Raw genomic sequence first — 23,930 nt, 5'->3', positions numbered from 1 at the left:
ACATCCTACTCACACCCTCCGCTTTCTTACCTTCCTGAATGCCCCCTGCCCCCCTAACGTCGAGGGTGCATCCGGCCAGGCGCGAGCTTATGGCCGACTGCATGCCATTGACCTGTTCAACAAGAAGAAAAGAAAGGGACCGCCATGCGATACACACCCGTATTTGCCACCTTGCTCGGCCTTGGCCTACTGGCCCAGACACCCCTGGCATTGGCCACTCAGGTTCAGGCCAAAGGCAGCCTGGTATTCTGCTCGGAAGGCAGCCCCGCAGGTTTCGATACCGCCCAGTACACCAGTGCCACCGACAACGATGCGGCCGAGCCGATCTACAACCGACTGGTGGAATTCGAACGAGGCAGCACCGTCGTCAAACCGGCACTGGCAACCCACTGGGAGGTATCCAGGGATGGTTTGCACTACACCTTCCACTTACGTGAAGGCGTCACGTTCCACAGCAACAAGGCCTTCACCCCTACCCGCACGTTCAACGCCGATGATGTGCTGTTCACCTTCCAGCGCATGCTCGACAAAGCCCATCCGTTTCGCCAGGCCTACCCTACCGAGTTCCCCTACTTCGTGAGCATGAGCCTGGACAAGAACATCGCCAAGGTGGAGAAGCTCGACGCGCATACCGTCAGGTTTACCCTCAACAGCATCGATGCCGCATTCATCCAGAACATGGCCATGAGTTTCGCCTCGATCCTCTCTGCCGAGTACGCCAACCAGTTGCTGGCCAGCGGAAAACCGAGCGACATCAACCAGCACCCCATTGGCACCGGCCCCTTTGTCTTCCAGCGCTACCAAAAAGATTCGCAGATTCGCTACCAGGCCAACAAAGCCTATTGGGACCCCAGCCAGGTCAAGGTCGAGCGCCTGATTTTCTCGATCAACGTCGACCCATCGGTGCGCGTCCAGAAACTGCGCAAGAACGAATGCCAGGTGACCCTGAATCCGCGCCCGGCCGACCTCGATGCACTCAAGCAGGACCTGAAGCTGCAGGTGATCGAAAAACCTGGATTCAACCTTGGCTATATCGCCTACAACGTCCGGCGCGCACCGTTCGATCAGTTGCAGGTGCGCCAGGCCATGGACATGGCGGTCAACAAGCCCGCCATCGTCAATGCGGTTTACCAGCAGGCCGGGCAACTGGCCGTCGGCAGCATGCCGCCGACCCAGTGGTCGTATGACGAAACCCTCAAGGACGCCGGGTACAACCCGCAAAAGGCACGCGAACTGCTCAAGGCCGCAGGCGTCAAGGAAGGGACCGAAATCACCCTGTGGGCCATGCCCGTGCAACGCCCTTACAACCCCAACGCCAAGTTGATGGCCGAGATGCTGCAAGCCGATTGGGGCAAGGTCGGCTTCAAGGTCAGGATTGTCAGCTACGAGTGGGGGGAATACCTCAAGCGCACCAAGGACGGTGAACACGACATCTCGTTGATCGGCTGGACAGGCGACAACGGTGACCCGGACAACTGGCTGGGCACGCTGTACAGCTGTGACGCGATTGGCAGCAACAACTACTCCATGTGGTGCGATGCGGACTATGACGCGCTGGTTAAAAAGGCCAAGACCGTCACCGATCGCGTGCAACGTACCGCGCTCTACCAGCAAGCCCAACAGCGCCTGAAGCAACAGGTACCCATCACGCCAATCGCTCACTCGACCGTCAATCAGCCGCTCAGCGCCAAGGTCGAGGGTTTCAAGGTGAGCCCGTTCGGCCGCAACAACTTCTCAGGTGTCAGCGTGGATTGAACGCCTGGTTCATCCAAACCAGTTCCACCGCAGTACCCGCCCGGCTCACGAGGCTGGACGGTTAATAGAAAGAGAAGAAAGGGAGTTTTACCTTGAGACGAACCAAGAACGCAGTACTGGCCTTATCCCTCAGTAGCCTGTCCACACTGGCCCTGGCAGAACCCATCAGCCAGGCATTCGTCCCGGTGACGGTCAAATCCACCAGCGATCAAAACGAAGCCAAAGGCTTCATCGAAGGGCAGAGCCTGTCCGGTTCGACCCGCAACTGGTATGCCCATGAGCGTGCTACCCGTGCGCCCCTGTGGAAATACTACAAACGTGATGGTAGCCGTCATGACACCCATAGCCGCAACAACTGGGTACAGGGCACCATTCTCAACTACACCTCCGGTTTCACCGAAGGCACTGTCGGCTTCAGCACCGAAGTCGCCGCCTACAACGCCATTGCGCTTGAGCAAGGCCGCGCCGCCGTCGCCGGGCCAAACAACCGCACCCTGACCCACAGCGACGGAGAGGTCATTGGCCAATGGAGCAAGATGGGCCTGGCCAACCTCAAGGCGCGGGTCTCCAACACCACCCTCACGGCAGGCCGTCAGTCCATCGACACGCCGGTTATTGCCTACATTGGCAACCGTGCACTGCCTTCCAGCTTCCAGGGTGTGAGCATCCACAGCGCAGAGTTCGACAACCTGTCGTTCGATGCCGGCACCTTCGACCGCGTCTCGACCCGAACCGAGCAAGGCCAGAGCAAGTTCCGCTCCGAATATGGCGACAGCAACCAGTACACCGACCGCATCAGCATGGCAGGCGTCAACTACCAGCCACTCAAGAGCTTGCGCACCAGCCTCTACCTGTCCAATGTCGAAGACCTTTGGAACCAGTACTATTTCGGCGCCACGCACGAGCTGGGCGACAGCGCACTGCTGAGCCTGAGCACGGGGCTGAACTACTACAAAACCCGGGATGAAGGTAAACGCAAACTGGGTGAGATCGACAATGACACCTACAGCCTGTCGCTAGGCCTGACCCATCAGGCGCATAAACTCAGCGTTTCCTACCAGCAGGTAAACGGCAACGAGTACTTCGACTACCTCCATGACACCAACGCCATCTTCCTGGCCAACTCACTACTCTCGGACTTCAACGGCCCGAACGAAAAATCCCTGCAGGTCGCCTACACCCTGAACATGGCCGGGTATGGTGTTCCGGGGCTGAAGTTTAATATCTATAACGCCCGTGGCTGGGGCATCGACGGCACCCACTACACGAGCACAGGCTACGACGTGCGTGGCCTTGAGGGTGAAAACCACTACGAGTACGGCATTGGCAGCAGTTACACCGTGCAGAGCGGCTCGCTCAAAGACACCACGGTACGCGCCACCTACACCGCGCACCGTGCCAGCAAGGCCCAGGCCGACGGTAGCCTGGACGAGTTCCGGGTCGTGACCACCATTCCATTCAACATCCTTTAGGGGGCATGGCCACGGGTGATTAGACGAATCGCCCGTGGCAACTAACCTGCTTTAATTGATCGCTGGGAGCTTTCATGAAACTGCGACCCCTTCAGGCTGCCCTGGCAGCCCTACTGTTGAGCACTGCAGCTGGCGTGGCAGCCAAGCCACTGGTGGTATGTACCGAGGCCAGCCCGGAAGGCTTCGACATCGTTCAATACACCACCGCAGTGACGGCCGATGCGGCCGCCGAAACCGTGTTCAACCGGCTGGTAGACTTCAAGCCGGGCACCACCGACATCGAACCGGCCCTGGCCGAGCGCTGGGAAATCAGCCCGGATGGGCTGACGTACACGTTCTACCTTCGCCGGGGCGTGAAGTTCCACAAAACCGACTACTTCACCCCAAGCCGTGAGTTGAATGCCGACGATGTGCTCTGGAGCTTTCAGCGCCAACTCGACCCCAAGCATCCCTGGCATGACAAGGCCAGCGTCGGCTTTCCCTACTTTGAAAGCATGGGTTTCAAAGACCTGCTCAAAGGTGTCGAGAAAGTCGACGAGCACACCGTCACCTTTACCCTGACACGCCCGGAAGCACCGTTCCTGCGTGACCTGGCCATGGCCTTCACCTCGATCTATTCGGCCGAGTATGCCAACCAGTTGCTGGCGACCAACAAGACGGCCAACCTCAACAGCCAACCAATCGGCACCGGCCCATTCATTTTTCAGCGCTACAAAAAAGACGCTCAGGTGCGCTTCAAGGCCAACCCCGAGTATTTCCGGGGCAAACCACCCAGCGACCCTCTGGTGCTGACCATCGCCACCGACAACAATGTGCGCCTGCAAAAACTCAAGGCCAATGAATGCCAGGTCGCGCTGTACCCCAAGCCCGATGACATCCCCAGTATCCGCAAAGACCCGGACCTGAAAGTTGATGAACTGGAGGCCCTGACCACCGGTTACATCTCACTGAACACCGAGCACAAGTACCTCAGTGACGTGCGGGTACGCAAAGCGATCAACCTGGCTTTCGATAAACAGGCCCATGTTGATCAACTGTTTGGCAAAGGCAACGCGCTGATCGGCATAAACCCCTACCCGCCCACACTGATTGGCTTCAACAGCGCCAACCAGAACCCACCCCGGGATCTGGATAAAGCCCGAGCCCTGCTCAAGGAAGCCGGCGTACCGGAAGGCACCGTATTGACCCTGTACACCCGTAACGGTGGTGGCCCGACCAACCCCAACCCGCGACTGAGCGCAGAAATGCTCCAGGCCGACCTGGCCAGGATTGGTCTGAAGGTCGATATCCGCGTGATGGAATGGGCAGAAATGCTCAAGCGCGCGAAGAAGGGAGAACCCGACATGGTCTCGACCGGCTGGGCCGGTGACAATGGCGACCCGGACAACTTCCTCAGCCCGCTGCTGAGCTGCGACGCCGTAAAAAGTGGCGAGAACTACGCACGCTGGTGTAACCCGACCTTCCAGGCGCTGATCACCAAAGCCCGCGAGACCATCGACACGGGTGAGCGCGCAGCACTCTATGAGAAGGCCCTGGCGGTGTACGATGAAGACCAACCGTGGATCAGCATCGCACATCCGAAGATGTTTACCGCCATGCGCAAGAACGTCGAGGGCTTCCACATCAGCCCGCTGACCACCAACAACTTCGCTACCACCCTGGTGAAGTAGAACAACAACGCCCGCCCGCGCCTTATCCGGGCGTTGGCGGGTACGCCTAACCGGCTGATGAGGTACACCAGAACATGTTTAGTTTTATTGCCCGACGACTGGGACTGTTGATCCCGACCTTCTTCGGCATCACCTTACTGACGTTCGCGCTCATACGATTGATACCAGGTGATCCGGTCGAAGTGATGATGGGCGAGCGTCGCGTTGACCCTGAAATGCACGCACAAGCCATGGAGCGGCTGGGGCTGAACAAACCATTACCGGTGCAGTACCTGGACTACATTAGCAAGCTTGCCCAGGGTGATCTGGGCGAATCGCTGCGCACGCGCGAGAGCGTCTGGAAAGAGTTTCTCACCCTGTTCCCGGCCACCCTGGAACTGGCGCTTGCCGCCCTGCTGTTTGCTGGCGTGTTCGGCCTGTTGGCCGGGGTGGTCGCCGCCCTCAAGCGCGGCTCGCTACTCGACCACGGCGTGATGGGGATCTCGCTGGCCGGCTACTCCATGCCGATTTTCTGGTGGGGCCTGATCCTGATCATGTTCTTCTCGGTCAGCCTCGGCTGGACACCCGTTTCCGAACGTATCAGCTCGCTCTACGACATCGAGCCCATCACCGGTTTCATGCTCATCGATACCCTGTTCAGTGAAGAGGAAGGCGCCTTCAAGGATGCGCTCATGCACCTGATTCTGCCGGCCATCGTCCTGGGCACCATCCCGCTGGCGGTGATTGCACGCATGACGCGCTCCTCGATGCTCGAGGTGCTGCGCGAGGACTACATTCGCACTGCCCGCGCGAAAGGCCTGTCGCCTGCCCGCGTGGTCTTCGTGCATGGCCTGCGCAACGCATTGATCCCGGTTCTGACCGTGTTCGGCCTGCAGGTCGGCACCCTGCTCGGCGGCGCCGTGCTGACCGAAACCATCTTTTCCTGGCCGGGCATCGGCAAGTGGCTGATCGAAGCCATCGGCGCCCGTGACTACCCCGTGGTACAGAATGGCATCCTGCTGATTGCATGCCTGGTGATCCTGGTGAACTTCGTCGTGGATATCCTCTACGGCCTGGTCAACCCACGCATTCGCCACCAGCGCTGAGGCCGAGACAATGACTGACCCAATCGTAAAATCCGCCTCTGCCGTGCCGCCCAGCGCCGTGGACCAGAGCCTGTTCTACCCATCGCCGTACACCGAATTCTGGCAGGCCTTCGCCCGCAACAAAGGCGCCTTCGCCGGCCTGCTGTTCATGTGCCTGATCGTGTTCTGTGCGCTCTTCGCGCCATGGGTCGCGCCCCATGAGCCAAGCGAACAGTACCGTGATTTCCTGCTGACCCCGCCGGTCTGGCTCGAAGGCGGCACCTGGCAGTTCATCCTCGGCACCGACGAGCTCGGCCGCGACCTGCTCTCGCGACTGATCCATGGCTCGCGCCTGTCCTTGCTGATCGGCCTGTCCTCAGTAGTCATGTCGCTGATCCCCGGGGTGCTGATGGGGCTGTTGGCCGGGTTCTTTCCACGCCTGCTCGGCCCGTCGATCATGCGCCTGATGGACGTCATGCTGGCCCTGCCTTCGCTGCTGCTGGCCGTGGCCATCGTAGCCATTCTCGGCCCTGGCCTGATCAACACCGTGATCGCCATTGCAATCGTTTCGTTACCGTCCTACGTGCGCCTGACCCGTGCCGCGGTGATGGGGGAACTGAACCGTGACTACGTGACCGCTGCGCGCCTGGCCGGTGCCAGCTTGCCACGGCTGATGTTCATCACCGTATTGCCCAACTGCATGGCACCGCTGATCGTCCAGGCAACCTTGAGTTTTTCCTCGGCCATCCTCGATGCCGCGGCCCTGGGCTTCCTCGGCCTGGGCGTGCAACCGCCAACTCCCGAGTGGGGCACCATGCTGGCTTCGGCCCGCGATTACATCGAGCGCGCCTGGTGGGTCGTGAGCCTGCCCGGCCTGACCATTTTGCTCAGCGTGCTGGCAATCAACCTGATGGGCGACGGGCTGCGCGACGCGCTGGACCCGAAACTCAAGAATGCCGCCTGAGGAGACGCCCATGTCACTGTTGCAGATCAACAATCTCAATGTGCGCTTTGGCGATGCCAAGGCGGTTCCCGTGGTCGACGGTCTCGACCTCAGCGTGGAAAAAGGCGAAGTGCTGGCCATCGTCGGCGAGTCCGGTTCGGGAAAATCCGTGACCATGATGGCACTGATGGGCCTGATCGACGCCCCCGGCATCGTCACCGCCGACAGCATGACGTTCGACGGCAACGACATGCTCAAGCTCAGCGCGCGGCAACGGCGTAAGGTCGTCGGCAAGGACTTGGCGATGGTCTTCCAGGACCCGATGACCGCGCTCAATCCCAGCTATACCGTCGGTTTTCAGATCGAGGAAGTGCTGCGCCAGCACCTTGGTCTGCGCGGCAAGGCAGCCCGCCAGCGGGCGCTGGAACTCCTCAAGAAAGTCGAAATTCCGGCGGCTGAAAGCCGGCTGGACGCCTACCCGCACCAACTTTCGGGCGGCATGAGCCAACGCGTGGCGATTGCCATGGCGATTGCGGGCGAGCCCAAGTTGCTGATCGCCGACGAGCCGACTACCGCACTGGACGTCACCATTCAAGCGCAGATCATGGAGTTGCTGCTCAACCTGCAACAGGAGCAGGACATGGCCCTGATCCTGATCACCCATGACCTGGCCGTGGTCGCCGAAACAGCCAGGCGTGTATGCGTCATGTACGCCGGCCAAGCCGTTGAAATTGGCCAGGTTCCAACGCTGTTCGAGGTGCCTGCGCACCCTTACAGCGAAGCGCTGCTGGCGGCCATTCCCGAGCACAGTGAAGGCGCTGCACGCCTGGCAACCTTGCCGGGTATCGTTCCGGGGCGCTATGACCGACCACAGGGCTGCCTGCTCTCACCGCGCTGCCCCTACGTTCAGGATCACTGCCGCCAGCAACGTCCGAACCTGGACAGACAGGCCCACAGCCTGGTCCGTTGTTTCTACCCGCTGAACCAGGAGGTGGCGTAATGAGCGTCGTTCTTACCGCCCGTGAGCTTACCCGTCACTACGAAGTCTCCCGTGGCCTGTTCAAAGGCCACGCACTGGTTCGCGCGCTGAATGGCGTCTCCTTTGAACTGGAAGCCGGCAAGACCCTGGCAGTCGTGGGTGAGTCCGGCTGTGGCAAATCAACCCTGGCCCGGGCCCTGACCCTTATTGAAGAACCCTCCTCCGGCTCCCTGAAAATTGCCGGGCAAGAAGTCACGGGCGCCAACAAGGCTCAGCGCAAACAACTGCGCAAAGATGTGCAGATGGTTTTCCAGAGCCCCTATGCCTCGTTGAACCCTCGACAGAAGATTGGCGACCAACTCGCCGAACCCTTGCTGATCAACACCCACCTCTCCAAAGCCGAACGACGAGAGAAGGTTCAGGCGATGATGCAACAGGTCGGCCTTCGCCCTGAACACTACCAACGCTACCCGCATATGTTTTCTGGCGGTCAGCGCCAGCGTATCGCCCTCGCCCGGGCCATGATGCTGCAACCCAAGGTGCTGGTGGCCGACGAGCCAACCTCGGCGCTGGACGTGTCTATCCAGGCGCAAGTGTTGAACCTGTTCATGGACCTGCAAAACGAGTTCAACACGGCGTATGTGTTCATCTCCCACAACCTGGCCGTGGTGCGACACGTGGCCGACCAGGTCCTGGTGATGTACCTCGGCCGCCCGGCAGAAATGGGCCCGAAAGAAGACATCTACAACAGGCCACTGCACCCCTACACCCAGGCCTTGTTGTCAGCCACCCCGACCTTGCACCCGGACCCGCTCAAACCGAAAATCAAGATCGCTGGCGAACTGCCCAACCCGCTGGACCCACCATCAGGTTGTGCATTCCACAAGCGCTGCCCGCACGCCACCGAACGTTGCGCCCAGGAGGTACCGGCGTTCCGTCAGGTGGAAACACGGCAGGTCGCCTGTCACTACGCAGAGCAGTTCCTCTAGCAGAGACATGGCAGTGTCAGCAGCACCCTTGAAATAAATATCACCTTTGAGACACCGCACCCCGGCACCGTGAACGCACCGCCGGGGTGCTGCTTTCACGTGCAGCAGCCCGGACAGCCTAACCACCTGCCGAGACTGTGCCATGAGCCTCAATACCCTCCCGTACTATCACACCGATGCACTGCACAAACGCTTTGAAGATCACCTGCAAGACGCCGCCTCTGCTGAACGTATTAGCGCCGTGGAGGCAAACCAGCTCTCACGCCTGACCAGCACGGCGCCTCAGCCCGACGCTCGCGCGGATACACGCGTGGACTACCTCGATGCGGTGAGCGCATCCGGTCAAACCATTGCCCTGATCTCGACACTGCTGATCAGCCACTCCACGCAAACAGCAGTGTTCATCTACAACCCTGTACTGGGCATCATGAAATTCGATGATCGTCTGCAGGCTCGCAATGCACTCATCCAGATGCTCGGTAACGCCGAGACCGCCATGGCACTGCTGCAGTACACCGATGCTGAAGCCTATCGACAATGGCGTAACGACCCGGTCGTGGAACTGGAAGACAACCTGATCGAAGGTGCTGTATTTGAGTGGTTGATGCTGAGCATCAATGCACGTCTCGGCCAGAACCTGACCACCCTGCAAACCCTGCTCCTCAACCAGCCAGCTCCCGAAACGCTACTAACCCAGGCCTTCGTGACCCAACTACGCGTGCAGTGGCCCGATGCAGCTATCAACCCCGCTACACGGGAGGTCAAGGTGTCCGCTCAGCGCCTGTCTAACCGCGCCCAGGGGCAGGATTATCACCAAAGCCTGAACGATACCCTTCTGGAAACGCTGGCAGACCCCACACTCATTGGAAACGGGGCACATGAACTGCTGAACCCCGACGGCACGCGAGCCAGCGCGCAAGACCAAAAGAAACTCAATACCGCACTGCGCCTGACTCGGGCGCAGTTGAGTGAGCACTGCACCACTCAGCTTGATAACCACTGGGCAGCATCACGCGCCGAGGGCCTGAGCCCTACTGAGCAACTGACCCATGCGTTACGCAGCCGTTTTCTTGAAGCCCTAACCCAGCTCGCCTGGAGTAACGACCTGAGCAACCAGGAGTACAGGACCCTGATCAAATGGTCCAAGGCAGAACACTTACCGGAGCTGCAGGCCTGGTACCTGAAACCCACAGCCTCGACAACCGCGACAGTTCCGCTGGAAACCGTCATGTTGCTGGGCACTGCGGATGCGCCGTCAACTCCGTGCTATAGCTACACCCCTACCGGAGGGCTGAAGCGTCACACAAACCGCCAGGCGTTCTTGGATACACTGGCAATCGGTGACGTGCCGCTGCTACCCATGCAGGCTCCGGCCCTGCAAACCTACACCCAACGCCTACTCAGCGTACCGCGCCAGCGCCTGACCCAGGCCCTGCGGCAACAAGGCCCATTGGCGTTTGTCAGTGTCTGTCAGAAAGCCCTTGAGCTGGAGAGCTTGATTGATCCCTGCCTGCCACGCCTGATGATGCCGTATGTCCGCAAGGATAGAGAGAGCAGCGCCTCGCTCACGGCAATCAAGCATGACTTGAACAGCGAAACGCTTTCGCTCCAAGACCTGAAGCACATCAAACGCCGCGTGGAACAGAACAACACACAACTGCTGGAAGCCCGTCCAAGCCTGGATTCCGTCACCCTGTCGCTGATTGAAAACAACCTGTGCTACCTACTCGGCTCCATGCCGGCAGCGTCTGTCCTGCTGCAGAACGGCGCCGATGGAACCCCCAACCAGAGCCTCAGTGAGTTGATCTGGGAAAACCTGAGCAAACGAAATGCGACGTCGGCGACTCAACAGCCGGCAGAACACCGCCTGGCCGCCAACGCTCAAGCGCTGCTGCCGCAACTGACAGCCCCGGTCATCAACCAGTGTGTCGACAAAGTGACCGGCTCACTTCGTCATTATCTGGCCCATGCAGTCGTGCGTAATCAGAACCAAGAGCGACACACGGCACAAAACCTGTACGGCTTGACACTGCGGCTGGAACTGCAGCTGGCTCGTCAGAAAAACACCCTCGAACAACCGGCAATCGACCTCATCCAAGCGGTGCTCAACTACCCGATATCACGCACCCGGCCGCTGCTGGAGGGTGCTCCGGCCATGGTTTGGCAACTGAACATTACCTACAAGGGCAAGCACGAAACGCAGGTTGCCAACCTCTTGCTACTGTCACGCAACCCCCTGGAAACAGCAGAAGCCCCCCTGATTCTGTGGACACGGGCATTAGGCTTCGAAACCTTCACTTCACTCCAGTCCCTCAACCAGAAGCTTCAGGCGCGGCTAACCAACTTTCACAGCGCAGAATCACTCTACGATTGCGTCGCAGAAGAGGATAGCGTGCTGCCGGATAGCGCCCCTATGGCGCCGCAAGTGACACCTCCGACCTTGAACTGGAGCCCGATCAAGACCAATGTGCTGCAACGGCTCGAAGCCCTCGACAGCAGCCTTCGCCAGCGCAACACCCTGTTCGTCTTCGATCAGATCATCAATGCCGGGCTGTCGGGCAATGGTCTGCCGGAACTGCTGCATACCTATACGCCCATGGACAGCAGCGAAGTACAGTTGCTGCGCTTCAAGCGTGAAATACGCGAACAAACCGTGCGCGCGGCAATCCCGAAGTGGCTGCTGGATGCAACCTACCAGGAGAAATTCGATTATCTGGAAATCCTGGGGCGCAACCTGCTCAACATCACATCGGAAGAAGATTACCTCTCCGATATGCCCACCATCGCGGACTATGCCTATGAGCGACTGGCCACTCAGCTTGATAGCGACTTTCCGGCCAAACGCTATCCGCCGGATGGCATTTTCATCACCACCATCGCCTGCATCTCAACGCTACCGCCCATTGGCGAAGTGCCCTCAGGCTCTACAGGCGAATGCATCCACCATCGACAAACATTGGTCGAATATGCACTGAATCACTTCCGAGACTGGAGCAACCCCATCACCGCACTGGAATTGGAAAACGGTGCAGCGCCCCCCGCGGCAATGAACGTGGACTACATCAAGGACCTGGTCAGGCGCCTGGACATTGGTAGCAACTATCAAACATTGTTCAGTCAGACATTTGACCCTGCCAGCCCCGGCTTCAACCATCGTCTGGAGCTGTTTTGCCGCCAAGTACCCGACCAAATGCTTGAACGTGCATTCAATGCCTACCTGAAGCGAAACCTGAGTAAAACTGCCGTAAACGTTGTGAAGCAAGTGGTACAAATGCCCGATGCGACCGCCCGCTTACCGCTGGATGGCAAGCGCATCCAACTGACACCGCTGGCGCTGATCGCACAATCGGATTTACCCGCCGATATTGTCCCTGACCTCTACCTGTTTCGAGCAGAAGACACCGACCCCGTAGTGCTCTATGCCCCGTACTGCGAAAGTTTTACGTTCAGGGAATTCAGCAGCACCACAGCACTACTGGCACAACTGAAGACAGACACCGCGTTGCAAGCCCTGGTACTCGCCCAGTTACCAGAGACCTTGCGCAGACGCTATGACAACAATGGCTTCGACGAACCCCACTTGCCCTTCAGTGCAGAATCGGACTTCGACCTGCCGTTATCGAGACCAGGCCCCGTTACCCTTGCCAACCTGCCAGTCAAGGGCAACGCGCTGCATTACCTGTTCGAGGAAAACATTCGCACCCTCAAGCGCATGCTGGACGCCCAACTGATCAGCACCGAAAAGGCTGACTGGGATTCGCTCAAACATATCCTCGGGCTTGTGTTCAACCAACTGAGTTTTTTCGTACCGGGCAAGATTGGACTGCTGCTCGGCGCCTGGCAGGTAGAAATGACGGTGCTACAAATTGCACGTAACGACGAGGGCAGCGATTGGCCGGCGCATACCGCCGAACTGCTGTGCGTATTGGTGCAAAGCCTGCTGATTGGCCACAGCGCCAGCACGCTGGGCGACGTAGAAAACCTTAATGCCGAACGCCAGTTCTGGCAAAACCTGTACCTTGACGAGCACTCCCCCATACCTTTGGCACGCTATGAAGCGCCCACCCAAGCGCTGGAGTTAATGGTGTTCGACAGCCTGACTCAGGTCTACAGAGACGCGGGCACAGGCAAACACTATGTCAATATCGATGGACACGTATACCGGGCAACCTTCTCGGACGCCAACTGGTACCTGATCGATGAGGCCGAAGATAACCTTGGCCCTCGTTTGCGCCTGAGCGCCGCCAACCGATGGGAGATCGACCCGACGCTGCCGCTTCCGATAGAGCATGGCGCTGTACTCACCCGGCTAGGTGGCCAGTACACGCGCTGGAAGGCTCGCCGCGAAAACGTCATTATCGTCGCGAGCGGAATGCGGCAGATTCAAAACATGATGCCCAGCCGCGCGCAAAAAATCCGCCAGGCACATCGCACCGCCATGATGTACTTGACGAACTGCCTGAAAAACCTGCGCAACGCCGATCCAGCCACACACGTCCCGGTAGAAACCCAACGCATCGTCAGCGACTTCTTCGGTGTACCGGCCCTGACCGAGCCACTCCGGCAATACATGCATGAGTCGGTCAATGCCGTCATCGATATGATGGGGTCAGGCAGCTACTCGCCGCAGTCCTCGTCACGCTACATCATCGGTACAAGCACAATTAACAGCGAGGGACTGGCGTTCACGGTGCCTTCGGATCTCGAAAAGCAGATTTTCATGCTCGACGGCTACTTTGACTACAGTTTCGCCAGCACATTCACCTTCCGTGCAGGCTACACGCAGGATGATGCCGCCGCCATTTTCAGGGCAGCCGTGCTGGTTCACGAGTTCACGCACCTGGCCTACAACACGCGCGACATCTGCTACAACGAAGGCACCTTGCCCTTCCTGAACCTGCTGGCGCCTGTTCCCAAGACACTCTGGCTGAGGCAACGCCAAGACACCACATTCTCACACCGCACACCGGCCAATGAGTTGTTTGTCATACAGGATCACCCGAATGGCGCCCCTCGCGACATTCGTGACGATGATCGAAAGGGGCGGCGATTCATCCTGCAGACCACGGGCGCTAAAAACCTCGACGATGCCCGTCAGGTTTTTCTGAACGATGCAGAAAAGCGTGCGCAAATCATGCTGAAAAACGCCGACTCGTTGACCTTGCTGATCTTCCGCATGGGTGAACGTCTGCATAGCCCGAGCGTACCGGCAGCTCGCGTAGGCGGCTAATGCGACACCTGTACGCAGGCAAGCCCGTCTCCCACAACAGCCTCAGGCGTGCTGGGTTGCAGGAACGGGCTTGCCGGCGAGGTTTAGTGGTGCTCGCGCGTGGCGCGGAACTTCACATCTGGCCAGCGCTCTTCCATCAGTGCCAGGTTGACCCGGGTCGGCGCCAGGTAGGTCAGGTGACCACCACCGTCGATGGCCAGGTTTTCCATGGCCTTGACCTTGAATTCCTCGAGCTTCTTCTTGTCGTCGCACTGGATCCAGCGGGCCGACCACACGGTGATCGGCTCGTAGGCGCATTCAACCTTGTACTCTTCCTTCAAACGGCTGGCGACCACATCGAACTGCAGCACACCCACGGCACCGAGGATGATGTCGTTGCTGCGCTCGGGGAAGAACACCTGGGTCGCGCCCTCTTCGGCCAACTGCTGCAGGCCCTGACGCAGTTGCTTGGACTTGAGCGGGTCTTTAAGGCGAACGCGGCGGAACAATTCAGGGGCAAAGTGAGGAATGCCGGTGAAGCCCAGGTTCTCACCTTCAGTGAAGGTGTCGCCAATCTGGATGGTGCCGTGGTTATGCAAACCGATGATGTCGCCGGCCCAGGCTTCCTCCAGTTGCTCACGCTCGGAGGAGAAGAAGGTCAGAGCATCGCCGATACGCAGGTCTTTGCCGGTGCGTACATGGCGCATCTTCATGCCCTTCTCGTAACGGCCCGAACAGATCCGCATGAAGGCGATACGGTCGCGGTGTTTCGGGTCCATGTTCGCCTGGATCTTGAAGACGAAACCGCTGAACTTCTCTTCGGTCGGCTCCACCGTGCGCTCATTGGCTACACGCGGCAGCGGACGCGGCGCCCAGTCGACCACGGCGTCAAGGACATGGTCCACACCGAAGTTACCCAGCGCGGTACCAAAGAACACCGGCGTCAACTCACCGTTCATGAACTCGTCCTGGTCGAACTCATGGCAAGCGCCCTGAACCAGTTCCAGTTGTTCGATGAACCGCTCGTATTCATCACCCAGGTGCGCGCGGGCCTCGTCCGAGTCGAGTTTCTCGATGATCTTCACCTCGGTACGCTCGTGACCGTGGCCCGGGGTGTAGACAATGATGTAGTCGCCGGACAGGTGGTAAACACCCTTGAAGTCCTTGTAGCAGCCGATCGGCCAGGTGATCGGCGCGGCCTTGATCTTCAGGACCGCTTCGATCTCGTCGAGCAACTCGATCGGGTCACGAATATCACGGTCGAGTTTGTTGATGAAGCTGACGATAGGCGTGTCGCGCAGGCGGCAGACATCCATCAGGGCAATGGTACGTGGCTCAACGCCTTTACCGCCGTCGAGGACCATCAGCGCCGAGTCCACCGCTGTCAGCGTGCGGTAGGTATCTTCAGAGAAGTCTTCGTGGCCCGGGGTGTCGAGCAGGTTGATCATGTGATCGCGGTAAGGGAACTGCATCACCGAGGTGGTGATGGAGATGCCGCGCTGCTTCTCCATTTCCATCCAGTCGGAGGTGGCATGGCGATCGGACTTTCGCGATTTCACCGTACCGGCGACGGCAATCGCCTTGCCCATCAGCAGGAGCTTCTCGGTGATGGTGGTTTTACCCGCATCGGGGTGGGAAATAATGGCGAAAGTGCGACGCTTCGCGACTTCGGCGGCCTGGTTGGTCATGGGAAATCGCCTGACTGGGGATTCAAAAGGGCCAAAATTATACCCGAACTTGCCGGTGGACCAAAGTCGAGACTCCCAACGACCAAGGCAGACTCACACACAGCGATCGTACAGCGGCCAAGCCCCGGTACAACGGCCGCAGCAATGGCCTTGGCATGAGCCGATGTGGACTGTTTTCAAAGACATCCATCTGTCATGCGGCTCGGTTACAAAGAGACTGCGCAACGCCGGGCGACAGACGTGTGCAAAAACGCGACATTTTTTGTTGATCTTGAACCCCTCAAGTCCTAAAGTTCGCGCCGAGCGTCCATGCTGGAAACGATCCATCCGGCTCAAGTACTGACGACGAGACAGCAAGGTCACCCGTAGCGCCTTTTTTACCGCACGGTTGACCTTTTTGCTTTCGGCGACATGCCTTGGGAAGTAGGCGAACCAAAGTGGGGATACGGAGGGCGCTCAGCTGCAGCCACTTATTTTTTTAGTTTGCCCATGGAGTCCCTAAGCATGTCGATTCAGGTCGAAGACTACTTCGCGCGCGAAACCTTTCAAAAAATGAAGGCGTTCGCCGACAAGCAAGAAACCCCGTTCGTACTTATCGACACCCAGATGATCAGCCAGGCCTATGACGACCTGCGTGCTGGCTTCGAATTCGCCAAGGTCTACTACGCGGTCAAGGCCAACCCGGCGGTCGAAATCATCGATCTGCTGCGCGACAAGGGTTCGAGCTTTGACATCGCCTCGATCTACGAGCTCGACAAAGTGCTGGGCCGCGGTGTCACCCCAGACCGCATCAGCTATGGCAACACCATCAAGAAATCCAAGGACATCCGCTACTTCTACGAGAAGGGCGTGCGTCTTTATGCCACCGACTCCGAAGCCGACCTGCGCAACATCGCCAAGGCCGCACCGGGCTCGAAAGTCTACGTGCGTATCCTGACCGAAGGTTCGACCACCGCTGACTGGCCGTTGTCGCGCAAGTTCGGTTGCCAGACCGACATGGCCATGGACCTGCTGATCCTCGCCCGCGACCTGGGCCTGGTGCCTTACGGCATCTCCTTCCATGTGGGTTCGCAACAGCGCGACATCAGCGTCTGGGACGCGGCCATCGCCAAGGTCAAAGTGATCTTCGAGCGTCTGAAAGACGAAGACGGCATCGAACTGAAGCTGATCAACATGGGTGGCGGCTTCCCGGCCAACTACATCACCCGTACCAACAGCCTGGAAACCTACGCCGAGGAAATCATCCGCTTCCTGAGGGAAGACTTCGGTGACGACCTGCCAGAAATCATCCTTGAGCCTGGCCGCTCGCTGATTGCCAACGCCGGTATTCTGGTCAGCGAAGTGGTGCTGGTCGCCCGCAAATCGCGTACCGCGGTTGAGCGTTGGGTCTACACCGACGTGGGCAAATTCTCCGGCCTGATCGAAACCATGGACGAGTCCATCAAGTTCCCGATCTGGACCGAGAAAAAAGGCGAGATGGAAGAAGTCGTGATCGCCGGCCCAACCTGCGATAGCGCCGACATCATGTACGAGCACTACAAGTACGGCCTGCCACTGAACCTGGCTATCGGCGACCGCCTGTACTGGCTGTCGACCGGCGCCTACACCACCAGCTACAGCGCGGTAGAGTTCAACGGCTTCCCGCCGCTGAAAGCGTACTACCTGTAAACGGCTGAACCTTATCGCCGGCACGCTCGGCTCCTGCAGCGGTTGCAGGAACCGGCCTTGCCGGCGATTGCTTTACAGCATCACGCCAAGCTCGCCAAGCCGAGTGCGATAGGCCAGCGCCATGGCTCGAATCTCGGGCTGTGTCGCCTGCTCCAACGCAGCGGCAGCAACCGTCAGAAAATTTGCATTCCCCGCAACCAGCGCCTGACGCAACCAGCCCAGCGCCTGCTCGACCTGCCCCCGCGCCGCCAAGACCCCGGCGTGGCTGAACTGCCCACGAAAGTCCCCGCCTTCAGCCGAGCGTCGATACCAGTCGTGTGCCGCCGACACATCGGCCGGGCAATGCACACCCTCCTCAAGGTAGCGCCCCAACAGGTTCATGGATTTCGCATGCCCTTGCTCAGCGGCTTGCCGATAACAGCGCAGTGCCGCACCAGGATCTATCGCGACACCACGCCCCGTGGCCAACAGGTTGGCATAGTTGTACAGCCCCCAATCAAGCCCGGCCTCTGCCGCGAGGCGGTAACGGCGAGCGGCTTCGACAACATCCACCTCGCCCCCCCAGCCATGCTCCAGACAACGCCCGAGCATGTTATGCGCCATGGCACTGCCCTGATTGGCAGCAATGGCAAACCAGCGCCGGGCCAACGCCGGATCGCGCTCGATACCGCGCCCGTCCAGGAGTATCTGCCCCAGCAGCAACTGAGCCTCGACGATCCCCTGCCCCGCGGCCATCAACAGCGCTTGGGCCGCCTTGGCCGGGCTTTCTTCAAGCATCTGGCCCAGTTGATCGCCGTCGAGCACTTCTTCACGGCGTAGGTGAAAGGCCATGCGTCAGACCTCGGCCCAGCGACGCAGCAGGTTGTGGTACGTCCCCGTCAACTGAATCAGTGATGGATGATCGGGAACGTCGGCAGTCAGCTGCTGAATTGCGTTGTCCATCTCGAACAACAGCGTACGCTGGCTGTCTTCGCGGATCATGCTCTGGGTCCAGAAAAACGCCGCATAACGCGCGCCGCGAGTGACCGGGTTGACCTTGTGCAGGCTCGTCCCCGGGTACAACACCATATCGCCAGCCGCCAGCTTGACCCGCTGCAGCCCGTAGGTGTCCTGAATTTCGAGCTCACCGCCGTCGTACTCCTCAGGGTCGCTGAAGAACAGCGTCGAAGACAGATCGGTACGCACCCGCTCGTGACTGCCACGGGGCTGGCGAACGGCATTGTCGATATGAAAGCCAAAGTTGCCGCCTTCACGGTAGCAGTTGACCAGCGGCGGGAAGACCTTGAAGGGCAAGGCCGCAGACATGAAGCGTGGGTTGGCCCACAAGCGCTCAAGCATGGCCGCGCCAATCTCCTTGGCCAATGGATGGCCCTCGGGCAACTGGAGGTTGTGCTTGGCCTTGGCCGACTGGTAACCCGCCGTGATCTTGCCGTCAGCCCAATCGGCCTGCTCCAGCGCCTCACGAATACGCAGCACTTCCTCGCGCGTAAACAGACCAGGAATGTGTAAAAGCATGGCGCGGATACCTAAGGCCGGAAAAGACGCCAATGATATTGATTCTTATTGCATCACTACAAGCCCTTAGCGCTTGCCAAGACGAATGAGCCCGCAAAAAACACAGGATGAAAATGTAAAGATTGTAAATTCAACACGAATAACAATTCTTCTCAATTGATAGTCGTATGTATTTACATTACATTTCGCGGCCTTGAAACCTTGGGAGGGGTCATAACAATGTCGCGCCACTACGTGCCAACCGCTGTCAGTTCACCACGCTTGCTCGCTTCTGCCATCGGTGTGGCCATTACCGCCACCTCTACTGCGCACATAGCGTACGCTGCCGAAGCTGCACCGGCCAACGATGGGGCGATTGCTCTGGATGCCACCAGCATCAACAGCGTGCAGGATGAAACCTCTTACAAGACCGACACAGCAACCTCAAAGAAATACACTGCCCCACTACGCGAAACACCTAAAAGCGTGACGGTTATTCCGCAACAAGTGATCCGTGATACAGGCGCAACCAGCCTGGCAGACGCCTTGCGCACAACCCCTGGGATCACCTTTGGTGCAGGTGAAGGCGGTAACCCAGCAGGCGACCGCCCGATCATTCGCGGCTTCAACGCAGAGAGCGACGTATTTGTCGACGGCATGCGCGATGTCGCCTCGCAAAGCCGAGAAATCTTCAACATCGAATCGGTAGAAGTCAGCAAGGGCCCTGGTTCAGCGTTCACTGGCGCCGGTTCCACCGGTGGCAGCCTGAACCTGGTGACTAAAAGTGCCAAACTTGGCGATGCCTATAACGGTGGATTTACCTGGGGCTCGGACCAAACCAAGCGCACCACCCTGGACCTTAACAAGCAGCTGACCGACACCTCGGCATTTCGCCTGAACCTCATGAAGCATGAGGCCAACGTTGCCGGGCGTGACGATGTCGACGTAAGCCGCTGGGGGGTCGCACCTTCCTTTGCCTTCGGCCTGGGTACCGATACCCGCGTCAGCGTCGGCTACTACCACATGGATACAGATGATATGCCGGACTACGGCATTCCACTGACCAAGAGTGCAAACCGCAGCAAGTACAACGTCGACAAGCCCGCAAACGTCGATCGCGACAACTTCTACGGTTTAAATGATCGCGACTACCGCAAGAGCAGCAACGACAGCGGGACCATCAAGATCGAACACGATCTGAATGAGAACCTGACACTGTCCAACAGCTTCCGCATGTCGCGCTCCACGCTCGACTATATCGTTACCAACCCTGACGACAGTAAAGGCAACGTGGCCAACGGCCTGGTCTATCGCTCGACCAAAAACCGCAACTCGACCTCAAAAGGCTGGGTCAACCAGACCGACCTGAGCGCCAAATTCAATACTGGATTTATTGAGCACAGCATGGTCACCGGCCTGGAGTTTTCCTATGCCGACACCCATAACCGTGGCTACGTCATTACCTCTGATGCGGGAAAAAGCACCACATGCAGCCCTGCCCTGCTAGCCTCGGGTGACTGCACCAGCCTGTATGATCCATCGCCTGATGACAGCTGGTCAGGAACCATTACCGACAGCCCGGCGTATACCGACACAAACACCAAAACCAGTGCGGCATATGTCTTCGACACCCTGAAATTCAACGAACAATGGTCGCTGAACCTGGGTCTTCGATATGACGACTACCAAACCAAGTCAAGCGGTTACGCAACGGCAGGCCGCACGACCCCTGCGGGTAGCTTCTCCCGCGAGAACAACGCCCACCTCTGGAACTACCAACTTGGCGTGGTCTACAAGCCGCTGCCCAACGGCAGCATCTATGCCGCTTGGTCGACCTCAAGCAACCCTTCGGGTGAAACCAGCGGTAACGGTGGTCTGGAGCTGACAGCAGCCAATGGCAACCTCGAGCCGGAACGTAACCGCAACTATGAAGTAGGCACCAAGTGGGATTTCTTCGACGAGAACTTGTCGCTGACAGCAGCCCTGTTCCGCACCGACAAGACCAACGCCCGCGTCACCGATCCGGACAACGCCACCTACCAGGTGCTTGATGGCGAGCAACGTGTCCAAGGCGTCGAGCTCACCTACTCGGGCAACCTTTCGTCGAAGTGGAAGGTCTATGGTGGCTACACCTACATGGAAAGCGAGATAGTGAAGACCTCTACCGCCGCGAACGAAGGCAATCACATGCCGAGCACGCCACGTAACAACTTCACCTTCTGGTCGACCTACGACATCGTTCCGAAACTGACCGTTGGTGCCGGTGCAACCTTTGTCGACTCGCGCTTCGGTGATGAGGCCAACTCGGTAGAAGTGCCTTCCTACTGGCGTTATGACGCGATGGCAACCTATCGCCTCACCAAAAACGTGGACCTGCAACTGAACGTGCAGAACCTGACCGACAAGCGCTACTTCGATCAGGTATTCCAGACCCATTACGCTCATGTCGCAGCAGGGCGTACCGCATTGATGAGCGCGAACTTCCACTTCTAAGGCAGTTCAACGCAAAGCCCCGCCCACTTCAGTGAGCGGGGCTTTTATGTATCTCGACAGCGTGCATACCCCGCACAGGTATACAGCAAGACAAGGTGGTCGATGTGGTGAAAAAAACCCTGTTTCAACTGCACTGGTTCTTCGGTATCACCGCAGGCCTGGTACTCGCACTGATGGGCATTACCGGCGCAGCGGTGTCATTTCAGGATGAGCTGCTGCGTCTGTTCAACCCCGAAGCCCTCAAGGTTCACGTGCGTGAAGGCGGTGTATTGCCGCCGGCTGAACTGGTACGCCGAGTAGAGGCCGAGCACGGCGACAAGGTTGCCATGCTCTGGGTCGATACCCGCACCGATAACGCTGCGCGGGTATTCTTCACCCCACCACCTGGCGAGCGGCGAGGCGAAATGCGCTATGCCGACCCATACACTGGCGCGCTGCAAGGCGATGTCAGTGGGCAGGACTTTTTCGGCCTGATGCTACAACTGCACCGATTCCTGGCCATCGGCGACACCGGTCGGCAGATCACCGGCGCCTGCACCCTGATGCTGGTGTTCTTCTGCCTTTCTGGCCTCTACCTGCGCTGGCCGCGCCAGGCGCTGAACTGGCGTAACTGGCTGACCCTGGACTGGGCGAAAAAAGGCCGCGCCTTCAACTGGGACCTGCACGCGGTTGCCGGCACCTGGTGCCTGGTGTTCTACCTGCTCGCAGCACTGACGGGCCTGTTCTGGTCTTACGAGTGGTACCGCGAAGGCCTGAACAAACTGCTGGCCGACGGGCCGGTGGCGGGCGAGCAACGCAAACGCGGTGAAGGCCGCGGCCGCCCACCTGCGCCAGACAGGAACGCACCGCCTCTGGTGGTTGACTACGATGCGATCTGGTCCAGCCTGCAAACGGCTGCCGGGCCAGGCCTGAGCACCTACAACCTGCGCCTGCCGCCTGCTGGTGGGCAACCGGCCACCCTGTTCTACCTGCTTGAAAATGCCGATCACGAAAGAGCCTTCAACACCCTGACCCTCGACCCTGCTAACGGTCAGGTACGTAAACACGAACGCTTCACCGACAAGTCGTTCAAGGCGCAACTGCTGGCCAGTGTCTATGCCCTGCACGTTGGCAGTTACTTCGGCCTGACCGGGCGCATCCTGATGATGCTGGCCAGCCTGAGCATGCCACTGTTCTTCATCACCGGCTGGTTGCTGTACCTCGACCGTCGGCGCAAGAAACGCCAGATCCGCGTCGCACGCAACGGTATGACCGCGCCTGCATCGGGTGAAAACAGCTGGTTGGTGGGCTTTGCCAGCCAGAGCGGTTTCGCCGAACAACTGGCCTGGCAAAGCGCCGGGCAGTTGCAGGCGGCGGGCTTTGCGGTAAACGTGCGGGCCTTGGCTGACTTGAGCGAAACCGACCTGCGCCAGGCGAACAAGGCCCTGTTCGTGGTGAGTACCTTTGGCGACGGCGAAGCACCGGACAGCGCCCGTACGTTCGAGCGCAAGGTGCTCGGCCAGCCCTGGGCGCTGGGCTCACTCGACTATGCCCTGCTCGCCCTCGGTGACCGTCAATACACGCAATTCTGCGGTTTCGCCAAACGCCTGCATGACTGGCTGGGAACACGCGGGGCCAAAGCCCGCTTCGCCCCGGTAGAAGTGGATAACGCCGACCCACACGCCCTGCAGCAATGGCAAGAACAACTGGCACAGTTGACCGGCAGCCAAGTCGCCAGTACCTGGCAGGCACCGACCTTCGAAACCTGGACGCTCACCCGGCGCGAACGGCTCAACCCAGGAAGCCAAGGGTCAGCCGTTTACCTGCTCGGGCTGATGCCAGCACAGCCGGCACGTTGGGAAGCGGGTGATCTGGTAGAGATCCTGCCGCAGAACAATCCTGCGATCAGCCCCCGGGAGTACTCGATCGCCTCGATTGCCAGCGATGGCATGCTGGAGTTGATCGTGCGCCAGGAGCAACACCCTGATGGCGCACTGGGCCTGGGGTCAGGCTGGCTGACCGAACACGCGCCGCTGGCCGGCCCAATCAACCTGCGCCTGCGGCGTAACAGCGGCTTCCACCTCCCGGCAACGCCTGCACCGCTGATTCTGATCGGCAACGGCACAGGGTTGGCCGGCCTGCGCAGCCTGCTCAAAGCGCGTATAGAAGCAGGCGAGCGGCGCAACTGGTTGCTGTTCGGCGAGCGTAACGAAGCACACGACTTCCTCTGTCGGGAGGAGTTGCAAGGGTGGTTGCGTACGGGTGAACTGGCACGCCTGGACCTGGCGTTCTCCCGTGATCAGGCAGAAAAAGTCTACGTACAGGATCGCCTGCGCGAACAGGCGGCTGAGTTGCGCCAATGGCTGGCCGAAGGGGCGTCGCTGTATGTCTGCGGTAGCCTGCACGGCATGGCTGGTGGGGTCGATGCGGTGCTGAAGGAAGTGCTGGGCACTGCCGAGGTTGAGCACCTGATCGAGCAAGGGCGTTACCGGCGGGATGTCTACTAACGCCTGATGCACTGGCGTTG

14 protein-coding genes are annotated in these 23,930 nt (G+C 59.3%); 11 read left to right on the top strand and 3 right to left on the bottom strand.

Features of this window, described 5'->3' with window-relative positions; all coding sequences use genetic code 11:
- Positions 1-144 precede the first annotated feature (144 nt).
- The 8 genes from AB7M23_RS10705 (at position 145) to AB7M23_RS10670 (ending at position 14,102) form a co-directional block, all read left to right on the top strand.
- The gene (locus tag AB7M23_RS10705) at positions 145-1,755 is read left to right on the top strand and encodes an ABC transporter substrate-binding protein (protein ID WP_454240808.1); all 1,611 of its coding nucleotides are present in this window, start codon (positions 145-147) and stop codon (positions 1,753-1,755) included.
- A gap of 92 nt (positions 1,756-1,847) precedes the next feature.
- The gene (locus AB7M23_RS10700) at positions 1,848-3,227 is read left to right on the top strand and encodes an OprD family porin (protein ID WP_454240807.1); all 1,380 of its coding nucleotides are present in this window, start codon (positions 1,848-1,850) and stop codon (positions 3,225-3,227) included.
- Positions 3,228-3,301: 74 nt separating this feature from the next.
- Positions 3,302-4,897: an ABC transporter substrate-binding protein gene (locus AB7M23_RS10695; RefSeq protein ID WP_454240806.1), complete on the top strand. Its 1,596-nt coding sequence runs from the start codon at positions 3,302-3,304 to the stop codon at positions 4,895-4,897.
- 74 nt (positions 4,898-4,971) lie between these two features.
- Entirely contained in the window at positions 4,972-5,982 is a 1,011-nt protein-coding gene (locus AB7M23_RS10690; protein ID WP_099773622.1) for an ABC transporter permease subunit, read from the top strand.
- Positions 5,983-5,992: 10 nt separating this feature from the next.
- Entirely contained in the window at positions 5,993-6,925 is a 933-nt protein-coding gene (locus AB7M23_RS10685) for an ABC transporter permease subunit (RefSeq protein ID WP_454240805.1), read from the top strand.
- 10 nt (positions 6,926-6,935) lie between these two features.
- Positions 6,936-7,904 carry an ABC transporter ATP-binding protein gene (locus AB7M23_RS10680; RefSeq protein WP_065759371.1) on the top strand — a complete coding sequence of 323 codons (969 nt, stop codon included), beginning with the start codon at positions 6,936-6,938 and terminating at the stop codon, positions 7,902-7,904.
- Positions 7,904-8,872, top strand: coding sequence for a peptide ABC transporter ATP-binding protein (locus tag AB7M23_RS10675; RefSeq protein WP_330522011.1), 969 nt, complete (start codon positions 7,904-7,906; stop codon positions 8,870-8,872). The genes AB7M23_RS10680 and AB7M23_RS10675 overlap by 1 nt, the downstream gene beginning before the upstream one ends.
- 142 nt (positions 8,873-9,014) lie before the next feature.
- On the top strand, positions 9,015-14,102 hold the full coding sequence (locus tag AB7M23_RS10670) for a dermonecrotic toxin domain-containing protein (protein ID WP_454240804.1): 5,088 nt from the start codon (positions 9,015-9,017) through the stop codon (positions 14,100-14,102).
- A gap of 83 nt (positions 14,103-14,185) precedes the next feature.
- On the opposite strand, the gene AB7M23_RS10665 is transcribed toward AB7M23_RS10670, so the two are convergent.
- The gene (locus AB7M23_RS10665) at positions 14,186-15,769 is read right to left on the bottom strand and encodes a peptide chain release factor 3 (RefSeq protein ID WP_163934046.1); all 1,584 of its coding nucleotides are present in this window, start codon (positions 15,767-15,769) and stop codon (positions 14,186-14,188) included.
- 504 nt (positions 15,770-16,273) lie between these two features.
- On the opposite strand from AB7M23_RS10665, the gene AB7M23_RS10660 reads away from it, so the two are divergent.
- Positions 16,274-17,437, top strand: coding sequence for a type III PLP-dependent enzyme (locus AB7M23_RS10660; RefSeq protein ID WP_065759367.1), 1,164 nt, complete (start codon positions 16,274-16,276; stop codon positions 17,435-17,437).
- A gap of 72 nt (positions 17,438-17,509) precedes the next feature.
- Here AB7M23_RS10660 and AB7M23_RS10655 read toward each other — a convergent pair whose 3' ends face one another.
- On the bottom strand, positions 17,510-18,268 hold the full coding sequence (locus AB7M23_RS10655; protein WP_454240803.1) for a tetratricopeptide repeat protein: 759 nt from the start codon (positions 18,266-18,268) through the stop codon (positions 17,510-17,512).
- Between the two features lie 3 nt (positions 18,269-18,271).
- Positions 18,272-18,952, bottom strand: coding sequence for a Fe2+-dependent dioxygenase (locus tag AB7M23_RS10650; protein ID WP_099773616.1), 681 nt, complete (start codon positions 18,950-18,952; stop codon positions 18,272-18,274).
- 219 nt (positions 18,953-19,171) lie between these two features.
- On the opposite strand from AB7M23_RS10650, the gene AB7M23_RS10645 reads away from it, so the two are divergent.
- Both AB7M23_RS10645 and AB7M23_RS10640 read left to right on the top strand, forming a co-directional pair.
- Positions 19,172-21,424 carry a TonB-dependent receptor gene (locus AB7M23_RS10645; RefSeq protein WP_454240802.1) on the top strand — a complete coding sequence of 751 codons (2,253 nt, stop codon included), beginning with the start codon at positions 19,172-19,174 and terminating at the stop codon, positions 21,422-21,424.
- 104 nt (positions 21,425-21,528) lie between these two features.
- Positions 21,529-23,910: a PepSY domain-containing protein gene (locus AB7M23_RS10640; protein WP_454240801.1), complete on the top strand. Its 2,382-nt coding sequence runs from the start codon at positions 21,529-21,531 to the stop codon at positions 23,908-23,910.
- Positions 23,911-23,930: the final 20 nt, after the last annotated feature.

This window comes from Pseudomonas sp. HLS-6 TE3448 (genome assembly GCF_053629555.1).
The sequence above is the reverse complement of the archived record's forward strand: the minus strand, read 5'-3'. Positions and strand labels throughout refer to the sequence as shown.